This window comes from Novosphingobium panipatense (genome assembly GCF_900182875.1).
In the GTDB taxonomy this organism is placed as follows: domain Bacteria; phylum Pseudomonadota; class Alphaproteobacteria; order Sphingomonadales; family Sphingomonadaceae; genus Novosphingobium; species Novosphingobium panipatense.
The window spans coordinates 223,529-244,915 of record NZ_FXUI01000006.1 but is presented as its reverse complement, the minus strand read 5'-3'; the positions used below and the strand labels follow the sequence as shown (position 1 = coordinate 244,915).

General features: G+C 63.9%; 20 protein-coding genes and 1 pseudogene. 18 read left to right on the top strand and 3 right to left on the bottom strand.

Annotation, left to right across the window (positions count from 1 at the left end; genetic code table 11):
- Positions 1-102: pseudogene (locus tag QOL62_RS12025) on the top strand (enoyl-CoA hydratase-related protein); the annotation flags it as partial.
- A 130-nt stretch (positions 103-232) separates the two neighbouring features.
- Here the strand turns inward: QOL62_RS12025 and QOL62_RS12020 are convergent.
- On the bottom strand, positions 233-1,522 hold the full coding sequence (locus tag QOL62_RS12020) for a chloride channel protein (RefSeq protein WP_283406420.1): 1,290 nt from the start codon (positions 1,520-1,522) through the stop codon (positions 233-235).
- A 108-nt stretch (positions 1,523-1,630) separates the two neighbouring features.
- Positions 1,631-2,089: a MarR family winged helix-turn-helix transcriptional regulator gene (locus tag QOL62_RS12015; protein ID WP_283406419.1), complete on the bottom strand. Its 459-nt coding sequence runs from the start codon at positions 2,087-2,089 to the stop codon at positions 1,631-1,633.
- Positions 2,090-2,390: 301 nt separating this feature from the next.
- Between QOL62_RS12015 and ectA the strand changes: the two genes are divergently transcribed.
- From ectA to QOL62_RS11930, 17 genes are all read left to right on the top strand, one after another.
- Positions 2,391-2,873: a diaminobutyrate acetyltransferase gene (ectA, locus tag QOL62_RS12010; RefSeq protein WP_283406430.1), complete on the top strand. Its 483-nt coding sequence runs from the start codon at positions 2,391-2,393 to the stop codon at positions 2,871-2,873.
- Positions 2,874-2,889: 16 nt separating this feature from the next.
- Positions 2,890-4,209 (top strand): diaminobutyrate--2-oxoglutarate transaminase, encoded by a 1,320-nt coding sequence (gene ectB / locus QOL62_RS12005; RefSeq protein WP_283406418.1) that lies wholly within the window; start codon positions 2,890-2,892, stop codon positions 4,207-4,209.
- 28 nt (positions 4,210-4,237) lie between these two features.
- Entirely contained in the window at positions 4,238-4,639 is a 402-nt protein-coding gene (locus tag QOL62_RS12000) for an ectoine synthase (RefSeq protein ID WP_283406417.1), read from the top strand.
- Positions 4,640-4,656: 17 nt separating this feature from the next.
- Positions 4,657-5,571, top strand: a complete 915-nt coding sequence (gene thpD / locus QOL62_RS11995; protein ID WP_283406429.1) for an ectoine hydroxylase — start codon at positions 4,657-4,659, stop codon at positions 5,569-5,571.
- Positions 5,568-7,010, top strand: coding sequence for an aspartate kinase (locus QOL62_RS11990; protein ID WP_283406416.1), 1,443 nt, complete (start codon positions 5,568-5,570; stop codon positions 7,008-7,010). Before thpD ends, QOL62_RS11990 begins: the two co-directional genes overlap by 4 nt.
- A 103-nt stretch (positions 7,011-7,113) precedes the next feature.
- Positions 7,114-8,349, top strand: a complete 1,236-nt coding sequence (locus QOL62_RS11985) for an MFS transporter (protein ID WP_283406428.1) — start codon at positions 7,114-7,116, stop codon at positions 8,347-8,349.
- On the top strand, positions 8,346-9,626 hold the full coding sequence (locus QOL62_RS11980; protein ID WP_283406415.1) for an MFS transporter: 1,281 nt from the start codon (positions 8,346-8,348) through the stop codon (positions 9,624-9,626). Before QOL62_RS11985 ends, QOL62_RS11980 begins: the two co-directional genes overlap by 4 nt.
- Before the next feature lie 146 nt (positions 9,627-9,772).
- Positions 9,773-11,965: a TonB-dependent siderophore receptor gene (locus QOL62_RS11975; RefSeq protein WP_283406414.1), complete on the top strand. Its 2,193-nt coding sequence runs from the start codon at positions 9,773-9,775 to the stop codon at positions 11,963-11,965.
- Entirely contained in the window at positions 11,962-12,822 is an 861-nt protein-coding gene (locus tag QOL62_RS11970; protein ID WP_283406413.1) for an alpha/beta hydrolase, read from the top strand. The genes QOL62_RS11975 and QOL62_RS11970 overlap by 4 nt, the downstream gene beginning before the upstream one ends.
- Positions 12,819-13,094 carry a hypothetical protein gene (locus QOL62_RS11965; RefSeq protein ID WP_283406412.1) on the top strand — a complete coding sequence of 92 codons (276 nt, stop codon included), beginning with the start codon at positions 12,819-12,821 and terminating at the stop codon, positions 13,092-13,094. Before QOL62_RS11970 ends, QOL62_RS11965 begins: the two co-directional genes overlap by 4 nt.
- Positions 13,091-13,384 (top strand): hypothetical protein, encoded by a 294-nt coding sequence (locus tag QOL62_RS11960; RefSeq protein ID WP_283406411.1) that lies wholly within the window; start codon positions 13,091-13,093, stop codon positions 13,382-13,384. The genes QOL62_RS11965 and QOL62_RS11960 overlap by 4 nt, the downstream gene beginning before the upstream one ends.
- On the top strand, positions 13,381-14,961 hold the full coding sequence (locus QOL62_RS11955; protein ID WP_283406410.1) for a PepSY-associated TM helix domain-containing protein: 1,581 nt from the start codon (positions 13,381-13,383) through the stop codon (positions 14,959-14,961). Before QOL62_RS11960 ends, QOL62_RS11955 begins: the two co-directional genes overlap by 4 nt.
- Before the next feature lie 135 nt (positions 14,962-15,096).
- Positions 15,097-15,468 carry a cupin domain-containing protein gene (locus QOL62_RS11950; protein ID WP_283406409.1) on the top strand — a complete coding sequence of 124 codons (372 nt, stop codon included), beginning with the start codon at positions 15,097-15,099 and terminating at the stop codon, positions 15,466-15,468.
- Positions 15,469-15,580: 112 nt separating this feature from the next.
- Positions 15,581-16,396 carry an exodeoxyribonuclease III gene (gene xth, locus QOL62_RS11945; RefSeq protein WP_283406408.1) on the top strand — a complete coding sequence of 272 codons (816 nt, stop codon included), beginning with the start codon at positions 15,581-15,583 and terminating at the stop codon, positions 16,394-16,396.
- Complete coding sequence (locus QOL62_RS11940) at positions 16,393-16,902, top strand: cupin (RefSeq protein WP_283406407.1); 510 nt, start codon at positions 16,393-16,395, stop codon at positions 16,900-16,902. Before xth ends, QOL62_RS11940 begins: the two co-directional genes overlap by 4 nt.
- Positions 16,903-17,067: 165 nt before the next feature.
- Positions 17,068-17,961, top strand: a complete 894-nt coding sequence (locus QOL62_RS11935; protein ID WP_283406406.1) for a phosphatase PAP2 family protein — start codon at positions 17,068-17,070, stop codon at positions 17,959-17,961.
- A 225-nt stretch (positions 17,962-18,186) separates the two neighbouring features.
- Entirely contained in the window at positions 18,187-20,235 is a 2,049-nt protein-coding gene (locus QOL62_RS11930) for a TonB-dependent receptor domain-containing protein (RefSeq protein ID WP_283406405.1), read from the top strand.
- Between the two features lie 51 nt (positions 20,236-20,286).
- On the opposite strand, the gene QOL62_RS11925 is transcribed toward QOL62_RS11930, so the two are convergent.
- Positions 20,287-21,273 carry a Tim44 domain-containing protein gene (locus QOL62_RS11925; RefSeq protein ID WP_283406404.1) on the bottom strand — a complete coding sequence of 329 codons (987 nt, stop codon included), beginning with the start codon at positions 21,271-21,273 and terminating at the stop codon, positions 20,287-20,289.
- Positions 21,274-21,387 lie beyond the last annotated feature (114 nt).

The following is a 21,387-nucleotide window of genomic DNA, read 5'->3' as shown; positions in this document are numbered from 1 at the left end:
CAGAAGGGCGCTGTAACACTCATCACGCTCAACCGGCCGCAGGCGCTGAACGCCCTGAACTCCACCGTTCTGGCAGAGCTGACGAAGGCTTTCGCGTCCCATTCCCGATACCGCTCCCGGCATGCGCGTAGTGCGTGAGGAATCTTCGCTCCACTGATGGCGCTGCAGCGTTTCAGTGGAGCGATTTGGGACGCTACTGCGGCCATGGCGAACGATCGCGACTTCGCCCGCGCTACGGCAGAAAGCGTTTCGACAGGCCGTGATAGAGCTTCTCTTTGCAGAGCAGCTGCGCGGAGAACTCTCCGACGAGAGCCGCGGCGAGGAGAGGCATCATGAGCCCACGGCTGGCAGTGGTCTCCGAGATGATGATCACCGCCGTCAGCGGGGCGCGCACGACCCCCGCGAAGTACGCGACCATGCCCAGCAGGACGACCGCTCCCGGAGGATAGCCGGGCAGAAATTCCCGCAGCAGATCGCCGATCCCCGCGCCGATCGACAGCGACGGGGCAAAGATGCCGCCCGGCAGGCCAGATACGGCGGTCGCCAGCGTGGCGGCGAACTTCGCAGGCGCGAACCAGGAGGGCGCTTCGCCGCCGGTGATGATGTCCTTCGCGGTTTCGTACCCCGTGCCCCAGGTGAGGCCGGTGAACGTGCCGAGGACAGCCACCACGGCGCCGCAGCCGGCGGCGAACAGGACGGGGCGGCGGCGCAGCCACGAGATGGAGCGTAGTTCGGTCGTCCCGGCTCCGAGCAGCAGGCGCGAGAAGAGGCCTCCCGCCAGTCCGCCCACAACGCCGGCGAGCGGCGCTGCGAGAAGCGCCTGAGACACGCTGAGTGTCTGTCCCATCACGCCGAAATAGACGTAGTCGCCTGCAAGACCGAGGCTGACCATGCCAGCGATCAGAACGGCGGCCATCACCAGCAGTGTCATGCGCTGCTCGTAGGCCGCTGCAAGTTCCTCGATGGCGAAGGCCACGCCCGCCAGAGGCGTGTTGAAGGCTGCAGCCACGCCGGCCGCGCCGCCGGCGATATAGACGGACGATCGCAGTGGCACATGCAGCCACTTGTGCAGCCGGCCCATGATTGCCGCTGCAATCTGCACCGTGGGCCCCTCTCTTCCTACCGAAGCTCCCATGAGCAGGCCGGTGCAGGTGAGGAAGAACTTCGCAACCGCCGTACGCGCGGATATGAGAGACGACAGTGCCGCTTCCGGGTTGCGCGTGGCAGCCATGACCTGCGGAATGCCGGAACCCTTCGCGAGGGGCGCGAAGCGGTTCGTCAGCCAGGCCACCGCCGCGAAGCCAGCGGGCGTGAGCACGAGCGGCGCCCACCACCAGAGCGCGTAGAGCTGGCGGAACAAGGCATTGGCTCTGTCCGCAAGATGTGCGAACGCGAGCGCGACAAGCCCAACCAGGATGGCTCCCCCCACGATCGCCACCCGCCGGCGCCATACCGCAGCTTCGGGGCCATGCCTTTTCAGGACGACACGCAAATAGCGGATCGACAGGTTAGAACGACGCATTGTACGGCTGAATCTCGAACTTGCGGGGTCGGTCTGCCCGCGGCGCACATAATGGGCAGCCGAGTGCCCATTGTCCACCTCTCGCTTTTCCAGGAGGAGGTCAGACGCTCACTGGGTGTCGCTCGCTGTGTGATCGGGTCTGGGGGTGAGCAGTGCATCCAGTCGTTCCAGCGCGGCAAGGAGCATCGCCTGCTCCCACCGCTCCAGCTGCGCATAGCCCTGGCTGAACCGCAATTGCAGGGGGAACGGGAAAGCCCGCAGCTTTTCACGCCCTTCCGCCGTGGCCTGGAGAAGGATCTGCCGTTTGTCGGCGTTGCTGCGCTCACGCGTCACGAGGCCGGCCGCCACCAGGCGGTCGACGATGTTAGTGATGGTGGCTTGCCCGAAGCGAAGTGCCACTGCAACGGCGCCCGGTGTGGTCGAATCGTGCGCGCAGATCTGCCGCAGCACCATGCCCTGAGACGGCGTTAGGCCTGTGGCCGCTGCCGTCTTGCGGTTGTCCAGGTCGGCAGCGTCGAGGATTTTTCTGAGCACCATCAGGGCTGCTGGCGTGAGGTCGCTGTCCATGCCTGATCGCTAGCTTTTCCGGCTGTTTGCGCCAAGTCGGAAGATGCTTCGGACATGGAAGGGCGTGAGTGCGCTCCGCTAGGTCCGAGACGCGAAACTTGCGATTAACGGTTGCAAAACATGAGGCGATCCCTATGTTTTTGGCCGAGCACAGTCACAACGAGGCAACAGCCAAGCACCACGATGTGCTTCGGAGGGTGAAGTAATCGTTTATTTGAATGCGAACGAGGTCAGCCGTCGGAGCGATTCCGATGGTTCCGAGAACGCGTCGCGCAAGCGGGGTTCGACAACCGAACTGGACCTGCGGTGTCCCAAACCCGAAGATGGCCCTGCTGTAACGGCGCTGATCGCAGCGTCTCCGCCGCTGGATACCAATTCCGCCTACTGCAACCTGCTTCAATGCAGCGACTTTGCTGACACCTGCATCGTCGCCGAGCGGGCAGGTAAGGCCATCGGGTGGATCTCGGCGTATCGCCCGCCGTCGCGTCCGGAGGCGATCTTCGTATGGCAGGTCGCGGTCGACGCGTCCGCAAGGGGGGAAGGGCTCGCCGCACGTATGCTCGACGAACTGCTGGCGCGTCCAGCGGTGCGCGGAGCTACCACGCTTACCACTACCATCACAGAGCAGAACAGCGCGAGCTGGGGCCTGTTCACGGCCTTCGCGCGCCGCCACGGTGCATCGCTCACGAAATCGCCGCGCTTTGAGCGCGACGCGCACTTTGCCGGTGCGCACGACACGGAATGGCAGGCGAGCATTGCCCCGCTGCCCTCCGCCCAAACCTGAACAGGGAACTCCCGACATGATCAAGACACCCATGCCGAGCGCCACCGCGCCGGATACGAAGATCTATGACCGCCGCGAATCAAAGGTTCGCAGCTATTCACGCTCCATGCCGCGCCAGTTCGGCAAGGCGCAGGGGCCATGGATCCATGACAGCGAGGGCGGGCGCTATCTCGATTTCCTCTCCGGCTGCTCCTCGCTGAACTACGGGCACAACCATCCCGTCCTGAAGGCAGCGCTGATGGACTACATCTCCAGCGACGGCGTTACTCACGCATTGGACCTCCATACGGACGCCAAGTCCGCTTTCCTGCAGACTTTCGAGGAGGTGATCCTCGAACCGCGGGGCCTCGACTACCGGGTGATGTTCACGGGGCCGACCGGCACGAACGCCGTCGAGGCCGCGATCAAGCTTGCGCGCAAGGTGACAGGGCGCGAGCTGGTGGTGGCTTTCACCAACGGCTTCCACGGCATGACTCTGGGCGCACTGGCCTGCACCGGCAATGCCGGCAAGCGCGGAGGTGCGGGCGTGCCGCTCAGCCACGTGAGCCATGAGCCGTTCGACGGTTACTATGGCGATGAGGTCGACACCGCTGACCTTCTTGAGCAGAGGCTTGCCGATCCTTCGAGCGGCCTTGATGCGCCCGCCGCGTTCCTTGTCGAGACGGTGCAGGGCGAGGGCGGGCTTAACGCCGCGCGTCCGGAATGGCTGCGCAGGATCGCCGCGCTGGCAAAGAAGCACGGCGCGCTCATGATCGTGGACGACATCCAGGCCGGCTGCGGCCGTGCCAATGGCTTCTTCAGCTTCGAGGACATGGGCTTCACGCCGGATATCGTGACGCTGGCTAAGTCGCTTTCAGGAATGGGCCTGCCGTTCGCGCTGACGCTGATGCGCCCCGACCTCGACGTCTGGAGCCCCGGGGAGCACAACGGCACCTTCCGCGGCAACAATCACGCCTTCGTGACGGCGACGGCGGCTCTTCGGGAATTCTGGGCCGACCCGGCCTTTAGCGACGCTGTTGCGCGGCGTGGTGCCATTCTCGAACGGCGGCTCGACCGGATCGCCGAGCGACATGGCCTCACAACGCGCGGCCGAGGCATGATGCGCGGCATCAACGTAGGCAGCGGCGATGTTGCCGGTGAGATCACGTCCACCTGCTTTGCAGCAGGCCTGATCATCGAGACCAGCGGCGCTCACGACGAGATCGTGAAGGTGCTGGCCCCGCTCACGATCGACGACGCCGTGCTCGAAGCCGGACTCGACATTCTGGAGGAGGCGGTCGCGGAGGCAATGCCGCCTGTGCGGCAGCCGCTCCCCAGCATGAATGTCGCGGCTTGAACTTTCCCCCGAATACACAGGAACAGACATGATCGTTCGTACTCTCAAGGACATTCGCAAATCCGACCGCCACGTTGAATCCGCAGGCTGGCACTCCGACCGCTTGCTGCTCAAGGATGACAACATGGGCTTCTCGTTCCACGTCACGACCATGTTCGCCGGCGAGGAACTGCACATGCACTACCAGAATCATCTGGAAGCCGTGCTGGTGCTCAAGGGTGCGGGCACCATCGAGGATCTCGGAACGGGCGAGACGCACCAGTTGAAAGCCGGCGTGATGTACGCGCTGAACAACAATGACAAGCACATCGTACGCCCGACGGAGGACATTGTGTGCGCCTGCGTCTTCAACCCGCCCGTGACCGGCCGCGAAGTGCACGATGAAAACGGCGCTTATCCCGCAGACAGCGAACCCGCCCTGACGGACTGAGGAGGCAGATGCAGCAAATGCAGGACCATTATCCTACACGACGCGCCTCTGAACCCCAGCTGTTTCCGCGCACCGAGCCGGTCGCCCGCCGCAGTTGGCAGCCTGGCTCGCCGCTCACGGCAGAGCAGATCGCGCAGTTCGACCGCGACGGCTATCTTGTGCTGGAAGATCTCTTCTCACCCGCCGAACTGGCGGTGCTGCAGGCCGAGACGAGGCGCCTGCTGGATTCCCCGCAAGGCGTGAAGGACGAGACAATCATCACTGAGCCGGGGAGCCGGGAGATCCGCTCGATCTTCGAAATCCACGAACAGAGCGAGCCGATGGCTCGTCTTGCGGCGGACGAGCGGCTTGCCGGTATCGCAGGCTACCTGCTCGACGACGAAGTTTACGTCCACCAGTCGCGCCTGAACTACAAGCCCGGATTCAAGGGCAAGGAGTTCTACTGGCACTCGGACTTCGAGACCTGGCACGCGGAAGACGGGATGCCTCGGATGAGGGCACTGTCTATGTCGGTGCTGCTTGCGGAGAACACCTCTCACAACGGCCCGCTGATGGTGATCCCCGGATCGCACCACGTCTTCATCGCCTGCGTGGGGGAGACGCCGGAGGACCACTATAAGGCCTCGCTGCGCAAGCAGGAATATGGCGTCCCCGACGAAGACACGCTTACCGAGCTTGCACACCGTCAGGGCATTGTTGCGCCGACGGGCAAGCCGGGCACGGTGATCATTTTCGACTGCAACACCATGCACGGCTCGAACGGCAACATCACGCCGTTCCCGCGTGCGAACGCTTTCCTGGTCTACAACGCGGTCAGCAATAGCCTGGAGGCGCCATTCGCCGCCGAAACCCCGCGGCCGGAGTTCATCGCTGCACGACAGCCCAAGCCGATCACCCCGCTCGCGGGCAGCCTGGAAGGAGTGTTGGCATGACCAGAACCCACACCGTCGAGAAGATCGGCGGAACGTCGATGGCCGCGACCTCGACCGTGTTCGACAACGTGCTCATCGCCGGGCGCGAGGGCGGCGATCTCTACAACCGGATCTTCGTGGTCTCGGCCTACGCCGGGATGACCGATCTTCTGCTTGAGCACAAGAAGTCGGGGCGGCCAGGTGTCCACGCTCACTTCGTCCGCAACGACGTGCCGGGAGCCTGGCGCTCGGGGCTCGAAGACGTGCTGGATGCGATGCGCAGGCGCAACGCGGAGATGTTCGTCCGTTCGATGGCCCGCGCGGAGGCCGACGCGTTCGTCGAAGCGCGGATCGCGGCCCTGCAGACCTGCCTCGACGACCTCGACCGCCTGCGCGCCCACGGCCGCTTCTGCCTCAAGGAGCAGATGACCACCGCGCGCGAGATGCTCGCCGGTCTGGGGGAGGCGCATGCCGCGCACTCGACGGCGCTGATGCTGCGTGATCGCGGCGTGAATGCCGTCTTCGTTGACCTGACGGTGTGGAACCACGAGGACATGCGGACTCTCGATGCGCGTATCGAGGAGGCGTTGGCACCCATCGACCTCACCACGCAGATGCCTATCGTGACGGGCTACGCCGGGTGCGAGGGTGGCATGGTCCGCCGGTATGCGCGAGGTTATTCGGAAATGACCTTTTCGCGCCTCGCGGTTCTGACGGATGCGCGCGAAGCGATCATCCACAAGGAATTCCACCTCTCCAGCGCAGACCCGCGTCTGGTCGGCGAGAATGTGGCGCGCAAGATCGGTCGCACCAACTACGATGTCGCAGACCAGCTCGCAAACCTCGGCATGGAGGCGATCCACCCCCGCGCCGGTCGGGGTCTGCGCCAGTCAGGCATACCTCTGAGGGTGCGCAACACGTTCGATCGGTATGACAGCGGCACGCTCATCCGAGGCGATTACGTCTCGGCCGAGCCTCGCGTCGAGATCGTCACCGGCCTTGCGTCCGTCCAGGCCTTGCAGGTCTTCGAACAGGACATGGTGGGCGAGAAGGGCTACGACGCGGGCATCCTCGATGTGCTGACGCGACATGGCGCCTGGATCGTCAGCAAGACGTCGAACGCCAATACGATCACCCATTACCTCTCGGGCACGACGGCGCCACAGATGGAGGCGATCATCGCCGACCTCGAAGCGCGCTGGCCAAGCGCGACGGTGACCGCACAATCGCTGGCGATGGTCTCAGTCATCGGGAGCGATCTGGCGGAAGCCGGTATCGTACAGCGCGGGCTCAAAGCCCTGACGGACGCGGGTATCGGCATGTTCGCGATGCAGCACCAGATCTGCAACGTCGACGTGCAGTTCATGGTCGCCGTGAGCGACTTCGAAGATGCGGTCCGCGCCCTCCACGCGGCACTGATCGAAGAGGCTGCGGCTTCCCAGAAGCGCGCCGCCGCCTGATGGTCCTGCGGTGGCATTGCCGATCCGGCGGAGCAATCGCGGCAGAGTGGTCTCTGCCGCGGTTCCTGTCGCGGTCACCGACAATGCTGTGCGGAATGCTGCGGTGCTGAACGCCATCCTTCCCGTGCGCAGCCTCCTGCTCGCCATCTTCATGCTGATGGCGGGCGGTGGCTTCATGAACACGTTCATCAGCGTTCGGCTCGAACGCGCCGGCAGCAGCACTCTTGCGATCGGGCTTGTCGGAACCGCATACTTCGCGGGGTTGGTGGCCGGTTCGCTGCACGCACCGGCCCTGCTGAGACGGATTGGTCATATTCGGGCCTTCGCCGCCTTCGTCGCGGTGCTGAGCGCCAGCACGTTGTCCTACGCCATCCACCGTGGCCCGCTGTTCTGGGGTAGCCTGCGCGTCGTCGACGGCATTTGCCTGGCAGGCATCTATGTCTGTCTCGAAAGTTGGCTGGGTGAGCGTGCCGAAGGGGGCGGGCGGGGCAGTGTTCTCGCTGGCTACATGATCGCGCTTTATAGCGGGCAGGCACTCGGCCAGTTCACGCTGAACCTTGGCGGCAGCGGGTCGACGATGCCTCTTCTCATCGGGTCGGTGCTGATCTCGCTGGCAGCGGTGCCGGTGGTGCTGACGCGCATTTCCGCGCCTCCGCCCGGTGAGGCCTCGTCGTTCTCGTTCCGCAGCCTCTATTCCGTGTCACCCCTGGGGATCGTCGGCGCATTCCTGACCGGCGTGATGCTCGGCGCGTTCTATGCGATGGGCGCCGTCTACGCGCGCCGCTCGGGCCTGAGCGTGTCCACGACCGCGTTGTTCATGAGCGTGGTGATCATGGGTGGCGTGGCGCTGCAGTGGCCGCTCGGCAGACTGTCCGATCGCATCGACCGGCGCAAGGTGATCGTTATCGGGCTGGCCGGCACGTTGGCCGCCAGCCTTGCGATCGCCATGACGGCCGGCACCGCGGCGCTGATGTTCTTCGGTGCACTCTTCGGGGGCCTGAGCTTTGCTCTCTATCCTCTCTGTGTCGCGCATACGAACGATCACCTTTCGGGCCAGCAGCGGGTCGCGGCCAGCGGTGGGCTGGTCCTGCTCTATTCGCTTGGTGCGGCGATCGGGCCGTTCCTGGGCGCGCTGGCAATGACCATCGTGGGTACGGCAGGCCTGTTCTTCTTCATCGCGGCGTGCGCCGGAGCCGCGCTCGCCTTCGGCCTGTGGCGCCAGGTGCGTTCGCAGCCCGTCCCGGCTCATCTCCAGGAAACCTACGTCGTACTGCCACGCACGACCGCCATGTCCGCCGCGCTCGATCCGGTGGCCGCCGACGAAAGTGACGCTCCATGACACAAGAAACGACGCCGGCGATCCTGCGGCGCGCCATCGCCGCTTCGGCCATAGGAAACGCGACCGAGTGGTTCGACTATGGCATCTATGCCTATGGCGTGACGTACATCTCCGCTGCCCTCTTCCCGGGCAGTACGGCGGAGGCGACGCTTTTCGCCTTGGTCACGTTCGCGATCTCCTTCCTCGTTCGCCCACTGGGAGGGTTCTTCTGGGGGCCGCTCGGCGACAAGTACGGCCGCAAGGCGATCCTTGGCGTCACCATCGTCATGATGGCTGGGGCCACCGTGGGCGTGGGGCTTATCCCGTCCTACGCCTCCATCGGGTTGTGGGCGCCCGCGCTGCTGGTGATCCTGCGGATGGTGCAGGGCTTCTCCACCGGCGGTGAATACGGCGGCGCGGCCATCTTCATGGCGGAATACGCGCCCGATGCCCGGCGCGGTTTCTTTGGCAGCTTCCTTGAGGTCGGTACGCTGGCGGGCTTCTGTGCCGGCGCCTTGTTGATGCTGGGCTTTTCGCTTCTTCTCGGAGAACCCGCGATGCGCGAGTGGGGCTGGCGGCTGCCGTTCCTCCTTGCCGGACCATTGGGCTTCGTGGGCGTCTATCTCCGCTCCCGCATGGAGGAGACGCCGCTGTTCCGCGAAGTGGAGGAGAACGCCGCGACCCGCGCGAAGCCGCTGCGCCACCTGCTGTCCCATCACCGCCGACCGCTGCTGGCGATGGGCGGCCTGGTCATCGCCCTCAACGTCGTGAACTATACGCTGCTCAGCTACATGCCGACCTATCTGGAGCGACGGCTCGGGCTTTCGCTCGATGCCGCGCTGGCGGTGCCGATTGCCGGGATGTTGTTCATGATGCTCCTGCTGCCGTTTGCCGGAGCCCTGTCTGACCGGATTGGTCGCAAGCCCATGTGGGCGCTGTCGCTCATCGGCCTGATGGTGGCCGTTGTGCCGCTCTATCATGTCATGGGCGTCAGCCCGACAAGCGCGGTGGTGGGGTTTGCCTTGCTGGGAATGCTCTATGTCCCGCAACTGGCGACGATCTCCGCCACTTTTCCCGCCTTCTTCCCGACTCCGGTGCGTTTCGCCGGCTTCGCCATCGCCTACAATGTGTCGACCTCGCTATTCGGAGGCACGACGCCAGCGGTGAACGCCTGGCTGATCGACAAGACCGGCGATCCGCTGATGCCCGCCTATGTGATGATGATAGCCTGCATCGTCGGTCTGGGGGCGCTGTGCTTCACAGAGGAAACCGCGGGGAAGCCGTTGCGATCAGCGTGAAGGCTGCGCCCGCAGGCAGCGGGCGCAGCCAACGTCCCGGATCTCGCGGCGAAGAGGGAGGCCGCGCACTCGGCTTCATCCAACCTCGCCTCTTGATAATGAAAGTGACTCGCATTAGGGCGCCCTTAATTCTGAAGGGGGTTTGCATGAAGAAGTGTTCGCTCACCGTTGCCGTGCTGCTTGCCGGCACCGCCACCACGGCGCAGGCGCAGACGGTCCCGGCTGGTGAAGAGCGTCCGGCGCGGGATGAGATCATCGTGACGGCAACCGGCCAGTCTGCCGCCATTTCGACCACCAAGAGCGCGACGCCGATCATCGAATCCGCGCAGACCATTTCGATCATCAACCGGCACGAGATCGATCTGCGCGCCTCGCCCACAATCGCAGATGCACTTAGCTATACGGCCGGCGTTCAGGCGGAACCTTCAGGCATCGACAGCCGTACCGATGAAGTTTCGGTTCGCGGTTTCGGCGCGGGCGGTTTTTCGTCGAACAACAACTTCGTGGACGGACTGCGGCTGCCGTCGGGAGGCCAATGGACGCGGACCGGGTTCGACACGTTCGCGCTCGAGCAGATCGAAGTGCTGAAGGGTCCGTCCGGCGCTCTCTACGGTCAGACCGCGCCGGGCGGCGTGGTGAACAGCGTATCCAAGCGGCCGACCGACATCTTCCACGCCGAGTTCATGCTTCAGGGCATGGGGACGACCGATCTGGACAACTGGAACGGGCAGGCCGCCGTCGACGTGGGCGGTCCGGTTTCCGGAACGCTTTCGGCCCGCGTCATCGGTCTTGCCCGCTACGGCGACACTCAGGTCAACGATGTGAGCAACGCGCGCCAGTATCTCTCGCCGAGCCTGACGTGGAAGCCGGATGACCAGACCACCTGGACTCTGCTGGGTCAGTACCAACGGGACGAAGGTGGTGCGACCTTCCAGTTCCTTCCGGCGCGGGGCGCGCTGTACAGGAGCAATGGCCGCTACATCGACAATGATGCCAATCTGGGCGAGCCGGAATGGAATACCTTCGATCGTAACCAGTACCTTGCCGGATCGTTCTTCGAGCATCGCTTCGGTGACAGCGGCCTGACCATCCGCAACAACACGCGCTACACGCATATAGACACCCTGTACCGCGTCGTGGTTCTGTCGGGCGACACGCTCACCACCTGCCCGGCGACCATCCCGGGCTGCATCCCGGGCCAGACGATCGGCCGACGGGCCGTGCAGGGCACCGGTGAGAGCGACGGCTGGGCCACCGACACCCAGCTCCAGTATGAAATCCAAACCGGGCCGGTGAAGCATACGATCCTTGGCGGCGTCGATTACTTCCACACCAACTGGGAGCATTACCGCGACCTCGTCAGTTCTTCCCTGGTTCTTCCGCTTCTGGACATCTTCGATCCCGTCCCGCGCGGCTCGAGCGGCTTTGCCGAAAACATGAGTCCGCAGATCTACACCGAGACGGTCAGTAGGCAGACCGGTGTCTATCTCCAAGACCAGATTGCCATGGGCGGCCTTCGCGTCACCATCGGCGGTCGCCAGGACTGGGCGAAGGACCGGACGCACAATCCCGTCGCGAACTCAACCTACATCACCGAGTCGGACGCCTTCACGTGGCGAGCCGGTGCGGTCTATCTCTTCGAAAATGGGCTGGCGCCTTACGCCAGCTATTCGGAGTCGTTCCAGCCGCAGGTCAGCAATCCGTCCACCAGCCTGAACGGTGAACCGTTCAGGCCGACAACCGGGCAGCAGTATGAAGCCGGTCTGCGCTACCAGCACGAAGGCATCTATGTGACCTTGGCCGGGTACCAAATCACACAGCAGAACATGACGACGCCCGATCCTGCAGGCACGATGTGCGGCACCTCCACGTGCCTTGTACAGACCGGTGAGGGCCGGATCCGCGGCATCGAGTTCGAGGCGAAGGCCAGTCTGCCGTTTGGGCTTGCCGTCATCGGCACCACCACGCGGACGTGGAGCAAAATCACGGAATCGAACCTGAGTGAGCAGGTCGGCAACAGACTTCCGCAAGTGCCGGCCTGGATGGCCTCGCTCTTCCTCAGCGAAAGCCTGAGGTCCGGTCCGCTTGCTGGCCTGGGGTTCGGCGGCGGCGTCCGTTACACGGGTAAGAGCTTCGGCGACACCACCAATACGCTCGCGATCCCTGACTACACGCTGTTCGATGCCTTCATCCGCTATGAACTGGACGATAGGGCAACCCTGTCGCTGAACGGCCGCAATCTTGCGGACAAGCGGTTCGTAGCCACCTGTACGGCGGCGTCGGCCTGCTACTACGGGCAGGGGCGCAGCGTGACCGCGCGGCTTCAGGTGAAATGGTGAGCGGGCGGCGGCTGGCTGCCGTCCTGGCCACTGGGATCGTCACGGCAGCAATGCTGTCGCCACCGTCAGCGGCAGTCGCAGCGCCCTGGCAGATTGAGCGATCGGATGTGTTCACGCTGCGGTCTGCGGACGGGCACGAGTACCGGGTGATGGTCGCATGGCCGGAAAGCCCGCCGCCGCCGCAGGGGTGGCCGGTGCTCTGGCTGCTTGACGGCGACGACAACTTCGCTGTGGCGACAGTAACGGCGCGGCGTCTTGCCCGTGCCGGCGCACGGTCGGGAGTTGGGGAGGGTGTGATCGTAGCCATAGATTCCGGCGGCTTGTCGCGCCGGATCTTCGACTACACGCCGCATGTTCCCGGTTATGTCATCCCCAAGGGTTCGCCCGCCGCCGGTCAGCCACTGGGCGGTGCAAATGCCTTCCTGGCCTTTCTGCACGATACGATTCGTCCCGAGATCGCTCGCCGCTGGCGGGTCGACACGGGTCGGCAGACGTTGATGGGCCACAGCTTCGGCGGATTGCTGGCGTTGCACGCCCTTGCGCAGGGTGGAACATGGACCCGCTATGTCGCGATCAGCCCGTCCCTCTGGTATGGCAATGGCCTGATCGCGCGACAGGCAGTGGAAATGAGCCCGGCGGCGGGCAGGCACGTCCTGCTGGCGGCCGGCGATCGCGAGGGCCCGCCGTCGGGCGCGTCCGGGACACTTACCGGGGTTGCCACCACCCTGTCGTCCCGCGGCATCTATGCGCGCTTTGCCGTGCTGAAAGGCCAGAGCCATGGATCGAGCATGATGGCTGCCATGGCGGACGGCATCAGCCTGGCGTTTGAGCAGCCAGTACGAAAGGGCGTGGAATGATCCTGGCCATCACGGGTGGCGTTTTGTCCATTCTGGCAAGCACGCTGCTCTACCTTGCTTCGCCGAACCAGCGCTGGGGCAGCCTGCCGGTATCGCCGCGGTTCGCCGGATGGGCGGGGCTTGCGCTGTTGGGAGCAGCAATCGTCATGCTGCTGCAATGGGCCGGCCCGGCGACGGCGATCTTCATCGTCATGACCCTTGCGATGACGGTATGGAGCGTAGTGCCGATCATGGTCGCATTGTGGCGCCGTCAACCGGAGGGACCGAAATGAGCAAGCCGCTTTCCAGTCGGGACTGGTTCGGCAAGTCCGCTGCAGGGCTGATTCTGGGGTTCACCCTGGCCCTTGGTGCGGCGGGCGCCTTCCAGCGGCTGGCCGGTGTCGGCGATACGTTCTTCTCGACAAAGGGGCAGTTCGCCATGTGGCTGATGTCTCCTGTCTGGGCCCTGACGCTGAGTTTCTGCTTCCTGTTTCGCTCCACGACACGCGCATGGAGCTGGCTGGCCGGTGCTAACCTGCTGGTTTGGGGCCTCGTGCTTCTCCTGGGAGGGCTGCGCGCGTGAAATTGCCGACTGACCTTGTGAAGATGTACAAGGAAATCCACGGCTGGGTCGGGATCGTATCGGGCCTTGCGCTGTTCATCGCCTTCTATGCGGGCGCTGTCACCATGTTTGAAGCGCCGCTGCAGCGCTGGGCTTCTCCGCCTTCCACGCTTGCGCAGGCGCCGTCGCTCGCACGCACCCCGGAGCTGGTTGCAACGGTTCTGGCGGCTCACCCGGAGGCCGCCAAGGGGTACCAGATCCATCTCTCCATCGATTCCGCCAATCCTGCGCGCATGAGTTGGACCTCGGCGGAGGGCGAGGAGGCCGAGCACGGCGGCGGGACGAAGCACTATGCTTCGCTGGCGCCGGACGGCTCGGTACAAGTCGTGACCAGCGGTCCATCGGAGGTCGCGCAGTTTATCGACGTGCTGCACCAGCAGGTGGGATTGCCGTTCGCGCACGAGATCGCGATGCCGATCATGGGCGCCATCGCTCTCCTGTACACGATCGCGCTGGTTTCGGGGCTGGTGGTCCTGCTTCCCAGCTTGGTCAGCGATCTTTTTGCGCTGCGTATCGGCAAGAACGTCAAACGTATGTGGCTGGACGTACACAACGTCCTGGGCCTCTTCAGCTTGCCGTTCCATATCATCATGGCGCTGACCGCCGTAGTCTTTGCCTTCCACGATCAATTCTACGATGCGCAGGGAATGGTATTCGGCGGTCGGGAGCGCGGTGGCAGCGCGGCGGTGTCGCGAGCGGCTGCTCCGCCGCTGCCGCTTGCTCCGGTCCAGCTGGTGGAGCGGATCAGGCAGCAGGCTCCAGGTTTCACACCTGAAGTGCTTGTCTACGGCGAAGGGCGCGGCGGCGTGCCGTCCTTGCGGGTACAAGGCAGCGATGCGCGCTACGGCCTGCGCGCGCCGACCTATGGCATGGCGGGCGTCGATCCTGCGACGGGCGATATCATCTCGACCGACTACATGCCGGGGATGCAGGACGGGTGGTCCGCCACGGTGACCAGCTTCTTCGCCCTGCACTTCGGCAACTTCGGCGGGGATGCAATCCGGTGGTCGTACTTCGTTCTTGGCCTTGCAGGCGCTTTCCTGTTCTACACCGGCAACCTGCTTTGGGTGGAATCGCGCCGCAAGAAAGAGCGCAGGGCCGGGGCCGTCGAGCAGACCCGTGCGACAAGGATACTGGCTGCACTGACGGCTGGTGTGCCGCTCGGCTGCATCGCGGGAATCTCGCTTACCCTGGCAGCGTCCAAGCTGCTGGGAGAAAGCGCGACCTACGGCTTGCACAGCGCGATCTACTACACTGTCTTCCTAAGCATGACGGCCTGGGCTCTCGTCCGGGGTGCGGCACGAGCCGGCGTCGAACTGGCGGCTGCCGCTGCACTGGCGATGCTGGCGATACCGGTGGTGAGCTTCCTCGTCGGGTCGGACTGGTTCGACACGGCAGGGCTGATGCTCGTGGACGCTACGGCCGTGGCGCTTGCGATCGCTCTCATGCTGTCCGCCCATGCCTCATGGCGACGCGCACACAATGGCGCGCGGGACAGTGTCTGGTCCTCTTCGGCACGAACCCCGCAAAGCGCCTAGGGGAAGGTCGCAGCGCGAGCGCGGGCGGTGCAGAAACCTTCCTGCCACTCCGATCGTTCGAGCCTTTGGGTCCGCGCGAAGGCTGTTTGCGGGCCCCGCACTGCCACCGGATATCCGCACAAGAGGGAACTGCTCATGGCCATATTCAACAAAGACATGATCGATCTCGCTACCAGGAACAAGAACTTCCAGAAGGAAGTATATTACGACGAAAATTGCCAGATCGTGCTCATGAGCATCGAGCCCGGCGACGATATCGGGGAAGAAACCCACGATGCGGACCAGACGACGTTCTTCGTGAGCGGCGAAGGGCAGGCGGTCGTTGAAGGAAGCCGGGCCAAGGTGACGGCCAACCACATGATCGTCATCCCCAAGGGTTCGAAACACAACATCATCAACAAGGGTGATGAGCCCCTGAAGCTGTTCACCGTCTACTCCCCGCCGGCGGAGGAACAGGGCGTCAATCACAAGACCAAGGAAGAAGCCGAGGAAGCCGAAGAAGGCTGAAGGAGCAGCGGCCCGGTCGCAGGAGCTTTCCTGCGCCGGGTCTGCCCGCCGAGTGTCGGTCCGGGAGGTCCAGGCATGATGGCGGTCGCTCTGACCGAACCTCGTCTGCTCCATGAAGATTGCGACTTACAACGTAAACGGCGTCAACGGGCGACTCGGCGTGCTGGTGCGCTGGCTACAGTTGGCCGAGCCGGATGTCGTCTGTCTTCAGGAGCTGAAGGCACCCGACGAGCGGTTTCCCGAAAAGGCGATCCGCGACCTTGGCTACGAGGCGATCTGGCATGGACAGAAAAGCTGGAACGGCGTTGCCATCCTCAGCCGCGTTGGCGAAATCCATGAGACGCGTCGCGGGCTTCCTGCAGATCCGGACCCCAGCCAGAGCCGCTATATCGAGGCGGCGGTGAATGGCGTGCTGATCGCCGGGCTCTACCTGCCAAACGGCAATCCTCGCCCCGGCCCGAAATTCGACTACAAGCTGCAATGGTTCGAGCGGCTGAACGAGCATCTTACAACACTCGTGGGGCTCGAAGCTCCGGTCGTCATTGCGGGCGACTTCAACGTCATGCCGACCGATCTGGATGTCTATGTGCCGGATCGGTGGCGTGATGATGCGCTGTTCGCACCGGAAGTGCGCTCGGCCTATGCGCGGCTTCTGGAGCAGGGCTGGACCGACGCGGTCAGAAAATGCCACCCGCGCGAGCGCATCTACACCTTCTGGAAGTACTGGCGTCGCTCGTTCGAGCGCGACGCCGGTTTGAGGATCGATCATCTCCTGCTCAATCCAACGGCTGCAAGGCGACTGACCACTGCCGAGGTCGACCGGCGTCCGCGTGCCTGGGAGAAGACAAGCGATCACGCGCCGGTGTGGATCGAACTGGCGGACAAGACTGTTCGCGCCCGGCGCACGCAAGGGAAGGACGGCTCATGAACATAGAGGCGACGCTACTGGCCCGGAACGGCTGGGTACCCAACAACCCGCGGCTGCCGGTTCTACTTTATCGCGCCGTGATCGACGCTACCGAAAAGCAGGCGGCGGAGCGGTTCGAAAGGCTGTTTGCCGGCAATGGCTGGTGCCCGGACTGGCGGGATGGCGTCTACGATTACCATCACTATCACTCGACGGCACACGAAGCGCTCGGCGTGTTCGCCGGCAATGCTACCCTTGAACTGGGCGGCCCGGGCGGCGCATGTGTCGATGTTAGCGTTGGTGACGCTCTGATGCTCCCGGCTGGCACCGGCCACCGCTGCCTTCAAGCAAGTGACGATTTCCGGGTGGTTGGTGCTTACCCAGAAGGGCAGGACTGGGATATCTGCACGGATGCGGACGACACGGCACACAGGCGCATAGAAGGGGTACCGGACCCGAAAAAGGATCCGGCCACGGGATCTCAGTTCCCGCAACTTCCGGATCAGCACCCGCCGATCCTCACCTGAGCGAAGAAGCAAATTTCTGCGAAACCCGCGCCGCTTTGTACATGATGTTGTTAACTAAATTGATCGTATGGCCGACCCGGGGAGGTTGGTATGCGGGGCAATTCTTTGAGCCTGATGTGGGTCGCGGCGTTGGGGGCATTGTTGGTTGCCAACTTTGCCCTTTCGATGACAGGGGTCCATGTTTCTCCCGGTCCTAAGGGGCTGGTGCTCGGCTGGTCGGCCGCATTCTGGTTGAGCCTTTGCTTCATCATCCGTCCGCAATGCCGATGGGCCCGGCGAGTACTTGCTGCGGGCAACGGCTTGCTGCTTCTGTCGGTGATTGGCGTTACCGGAGCTTTGCTGAGCTACTATACGGTGCGGGTCAGTCCTTTCCCATTGGCTGATACCGTTCTTTACCGCGCGGACCTCACCATCGGCCTCGACTGGCTGGCGGTCTACAGGAGTTACGCGGGCTTCTCCCCTGTTCATCTCCTGGCCAATCGGCTTTACCTTACGATATTCGACACCCCTTATGTCATCGTGATCGGACTTGCCGCTGCAGGGCGGGACGACAAACTTCTGACATTTATCGGCGCCTTCGCTATCGGCCTGCTGCTCACGATCCTGGTTTCGTTCTTTCTTCCCGCGGCATCACCTGTCATTCACTTCTTCGGGAGCAGTCCGCCTTATGTTCCTACGACCGGAACGGGGTATTATCCGGTCCTGACCGAACTTCGCTCGCAACGGATCATGCATGTCGCTTCGCACGAACTCTTCGGCTTGCTGACCTTCCCCAGCTTCCACGCGGTCAGCGCAGTCCTTTTCGCTTGGGCGGGATGGTCGCTACGGTACCTTCGGTGGCCGGTGCTCGCCGTGAACGCGGGAATGCTGGTCGTCACTCCTCTGGAAGGCTCGCACTACTTTGTTGACCTGATCGCAGGTTGCCTTGTTGCTCTGGCTGCGATCGTGCTCGTTGAAACCTGTGCCCGACAGGCGAGGCAGCGGCGGTCCCAAGCCTTGCTGCCGGTCCCCACGGCTGCCATGGCAGGTCTCGAGCCTTACCGGGCCTTAGCTGAGTAAAGTCAGCTGCGGGACGTTTCCGGCGCGAGCCTCTTCGTCCCCGAAGCGAAGTCGGATTTTCTCCTTGAAAGGATATGGTATATCATGCAGTGGAGTGCCGTGGCCTGAGCAGGCGGCCTCCTCTCCTGCTGCGGTCACGACAAAACACTCAGGTGCATTAAATGATATGTGGCAACATCTCATTCCTTGCACCGCCGCGGTTAAAGCATGAGGGAATTTCGGGTTATGAAGCGAGCACTACTCCTGGCGTCTGCCGCAGGAGCTTGCCTTGCGGCACCGCACGCGTGGGCGCAATCCAGCATCCATCGCGCGGACGACATCGTCGTCACGGCAAGCGCGCTCCGGCAGCGCGCGGATGAGACGGTTACCCCCGTCCTGACGCTGACGGGTGACGATCTGGTTCACCGCCGGCAGGCGACGCTGGGCGAAACCCTGTCCGGCCAGCCCGGCGTGAACTTCGACAACTTCGGCGGAGGAGCAAGTCGGCCCGTGATCCGTGGCCAGACCGCTCCGCGCGTACTGGTCCTCTCCGATGCCTCGGAGATACAGGACGCCTCGCGCGTCTCGCCCGATCACGCCGTAGTTGCCGAGCCGCTGCTGCTGCGCGGCATCGAAGTGCTGCGCGGACCTGCGACGCTGCTCTACGGCGGCGGCGCCATCGGCGGCGCGGTGAACCTGCTCGACTACAAAGTTCCCACCAGCGTCCCGGCCCGCGGCGTAGAGGGCATGGCCGAAGCCCGGCTGGGCACGGCAGACGATGAGCGCTCGCTCGTCGGCGGCCTGACCGGAGCGATCGGCAACGTCGCCGTTCACGTCGAAGGGGTGGCCCGCAGCAGCAATGATTACCGCGTTCCTTCGCGCTTCGGGGAACGCCATGTCGATGCCTCGTACAACGACACGACCACTTGGTCGGCCGGTGCGTCCTGGATCGGCGCACGCGGGTATCTTGGCCTGGCCTATACGCGGCAAAACAGCGAATACGGGCTGCCCGGCCACAGCCACGAATACGAAGACTGTCATCCGCACGGATCGAGCCTGCACTGCGGCGGCCACGGCCACGAGGATGATCACGATCACGAACACGAACACGAGCACGAGCACGGTGAAGAGGAGGGGCACGATGCACCTTACGTCCGCCTGCGCAGCGAGCGCCTCGACATTCGTGGCGATTATGAAGAGCCGCTCCCCGGAATGGAGCGCGTGCGCCTGCGCGCAGGGCTTACGAAGTACCGTCACGAAGAGCTGGAGCACGACGAAGTCGCCACCACATTCCGCAACAAGGGGCACGACGTGCGTCTGGAATTGACGCACAAGCCGGTGAGCGGCTTACACGGCACCTTCGGCGTGCAGCATGTTCAAAGCGATTTCAGCGCGGTGGGCGAAGAAGCGTTTCTGCCGGAGAGCAAGACGACCAATACCGGGCTCTTCCTCTACGAAACACTGCGATTAGGCCGGGTGCGCCTCGAGGCCGCTGCCCGGCAGGAGTGGCAGACGATCAAGGCCGCAGGCGAGCGCCGGGCCGAGCACAACCCGTTTTCGCTTTCGGGTGCGGCGATGTGGGAAAGCGGCGATGGCTATTCCGTCGCGCTGTCGCTTGCCCGATCGCAGCGCGCGCCGAATGCGCAGGAGCTTTTCGCCCGGGGGGTTCACCTGGCGACCAACACCTACGAGCTTGGCGATGCCACACTTGGCAAGGAAACAGCGCACTCGGTCGACCTGACGCTGCGCAAGTCGTCAGGTAACACCCATTTCACCCTGGGCGCCTACCACCAGGCCTTCGACGGCTACATCTTCGCTGAGACGCTCGACCGGTATGAGGATTTCCGCCTCATCCGCTATGTCGCCCGTGACGCTCGCTTCACCGGCGTGGACGGTGAGATCCATCACCAGTTCTCACCCAACCTGGGACTCGCTGTCTTCGGTGATTACGTGCGCGGTAAGATGAAAGATGAAGGCGGAAATCTGCCTCGGATCCCGGGAGGGCGTCTTGGCGCACGCGGTGATTTCCGCCTCGCCGGGTTTAGCGCCGATGTCGAGTATTTCCGCGTCTTCGAGCAGGACCGGATCGCGGCGTACGAGACCAGCACGCCCGGGTACGATATGGTCAATGCGACGATCGCCTACAAGCTCGAACTCGGGGCGCAGAGCGCCGAACTCTATCTTCGCGGCAGCAATCTGACGAACGCGCTGGCTTTCAACCATACATCCTTCATCAAGGACGCCTCGCCTCTGCGCGGACGAAACGTGGTGTTTGGCTTGCGAACGATGTTCTGATGATCAGGGACAGGACAGCGTGGCCATCGCCACGCTGTCCACCTGTTTGCCTCAGGCCTCCTGGATGGCGGAAAGGCGCCAGTGGCCGTCGAATGCGCGCCGGAAGGTCCACAGTTCAACCGTTCGGCTGGGCTGCTCGGGGTCGCCTTCAAGGACGGCACCACTGTTGCGGTCCAGCATGAGGTCGATGCTTTCGTAGCGCATGGCGATCGTGGCATAGTCGGCACTTTCCTCGCGCCAGGCCTCCGCGACCTCTGCATCGATCAAAGTGGTGCCCGACACGCTGTTGCGACGGCCGGCGGTTGCATTCTGACTCAGTTCCTCGGCGAAGTAGGACATCACCTCGGGCGTCGTGAGTTCGCGAAGGCGGCTGAAATCCTCGTTGGCGTAAGCATTCTGTACTTCGGACAGAAGCCGCTCGAAGTCCTGCCGATCCGCGTTGCCGATCTCGATCTCGATCTCCTCGCCCGCCACAGGCACCGCAGCCGGCGAAAAGGCGCGCGAGAAGGGTTGCTGTGGCGCCGGCCGAGGGGCGAAGCCGCCGAACGGGGAGGCCATCTCACGGTGATGTGCGCCGGCGTGGGCTGTCGCCAACGCGGGCTTGCGGCGGAACATGCGCAGGAGGAGCCAGATCAGGCCACCAATCAGTGCAACCTGGATCAATGCGGTAAGCATGCCCGCGCCGCCGAGCGAGCCCAGCCCACCGCCAAGCAGCGCGCCGATCAGGCCGCCTGCAAGGAGTCCGCCGATCAGGCCCTTCGCCATTCCCCCGGACCGTGCAGGTGCGGTTCTTCCGGCCTGCGTCTGCGTCTGTCCTCTTGTGGCGGACGCTGCCGGCTTCTCGGTCATCGACCGCTGCACCGGGGCCGTGGTTCTGGGGGCCACTGCCGTGGTGGGGGGAGCATTGTAAGTGCGCGCGCCACGGCTGCCGATACTGCCTTTACGGCGTGCCTCGGCGTCGTCGGGTACGGCAACCATCGCGGTGAGGGCAAACGCCGCTACGATCGCGCCCAGTTTACCGCTCTTGAGGGGGGTCATCTCATTTCCTCGTGCTAAAACGTGATAGGCCATGATTCACCAGTGCGCCCGGGATCGTCTTTGATCAGCCGCCAGCGAGCGATCGCAAGGTGCCTGAAAGAAGACGTGCCCGAC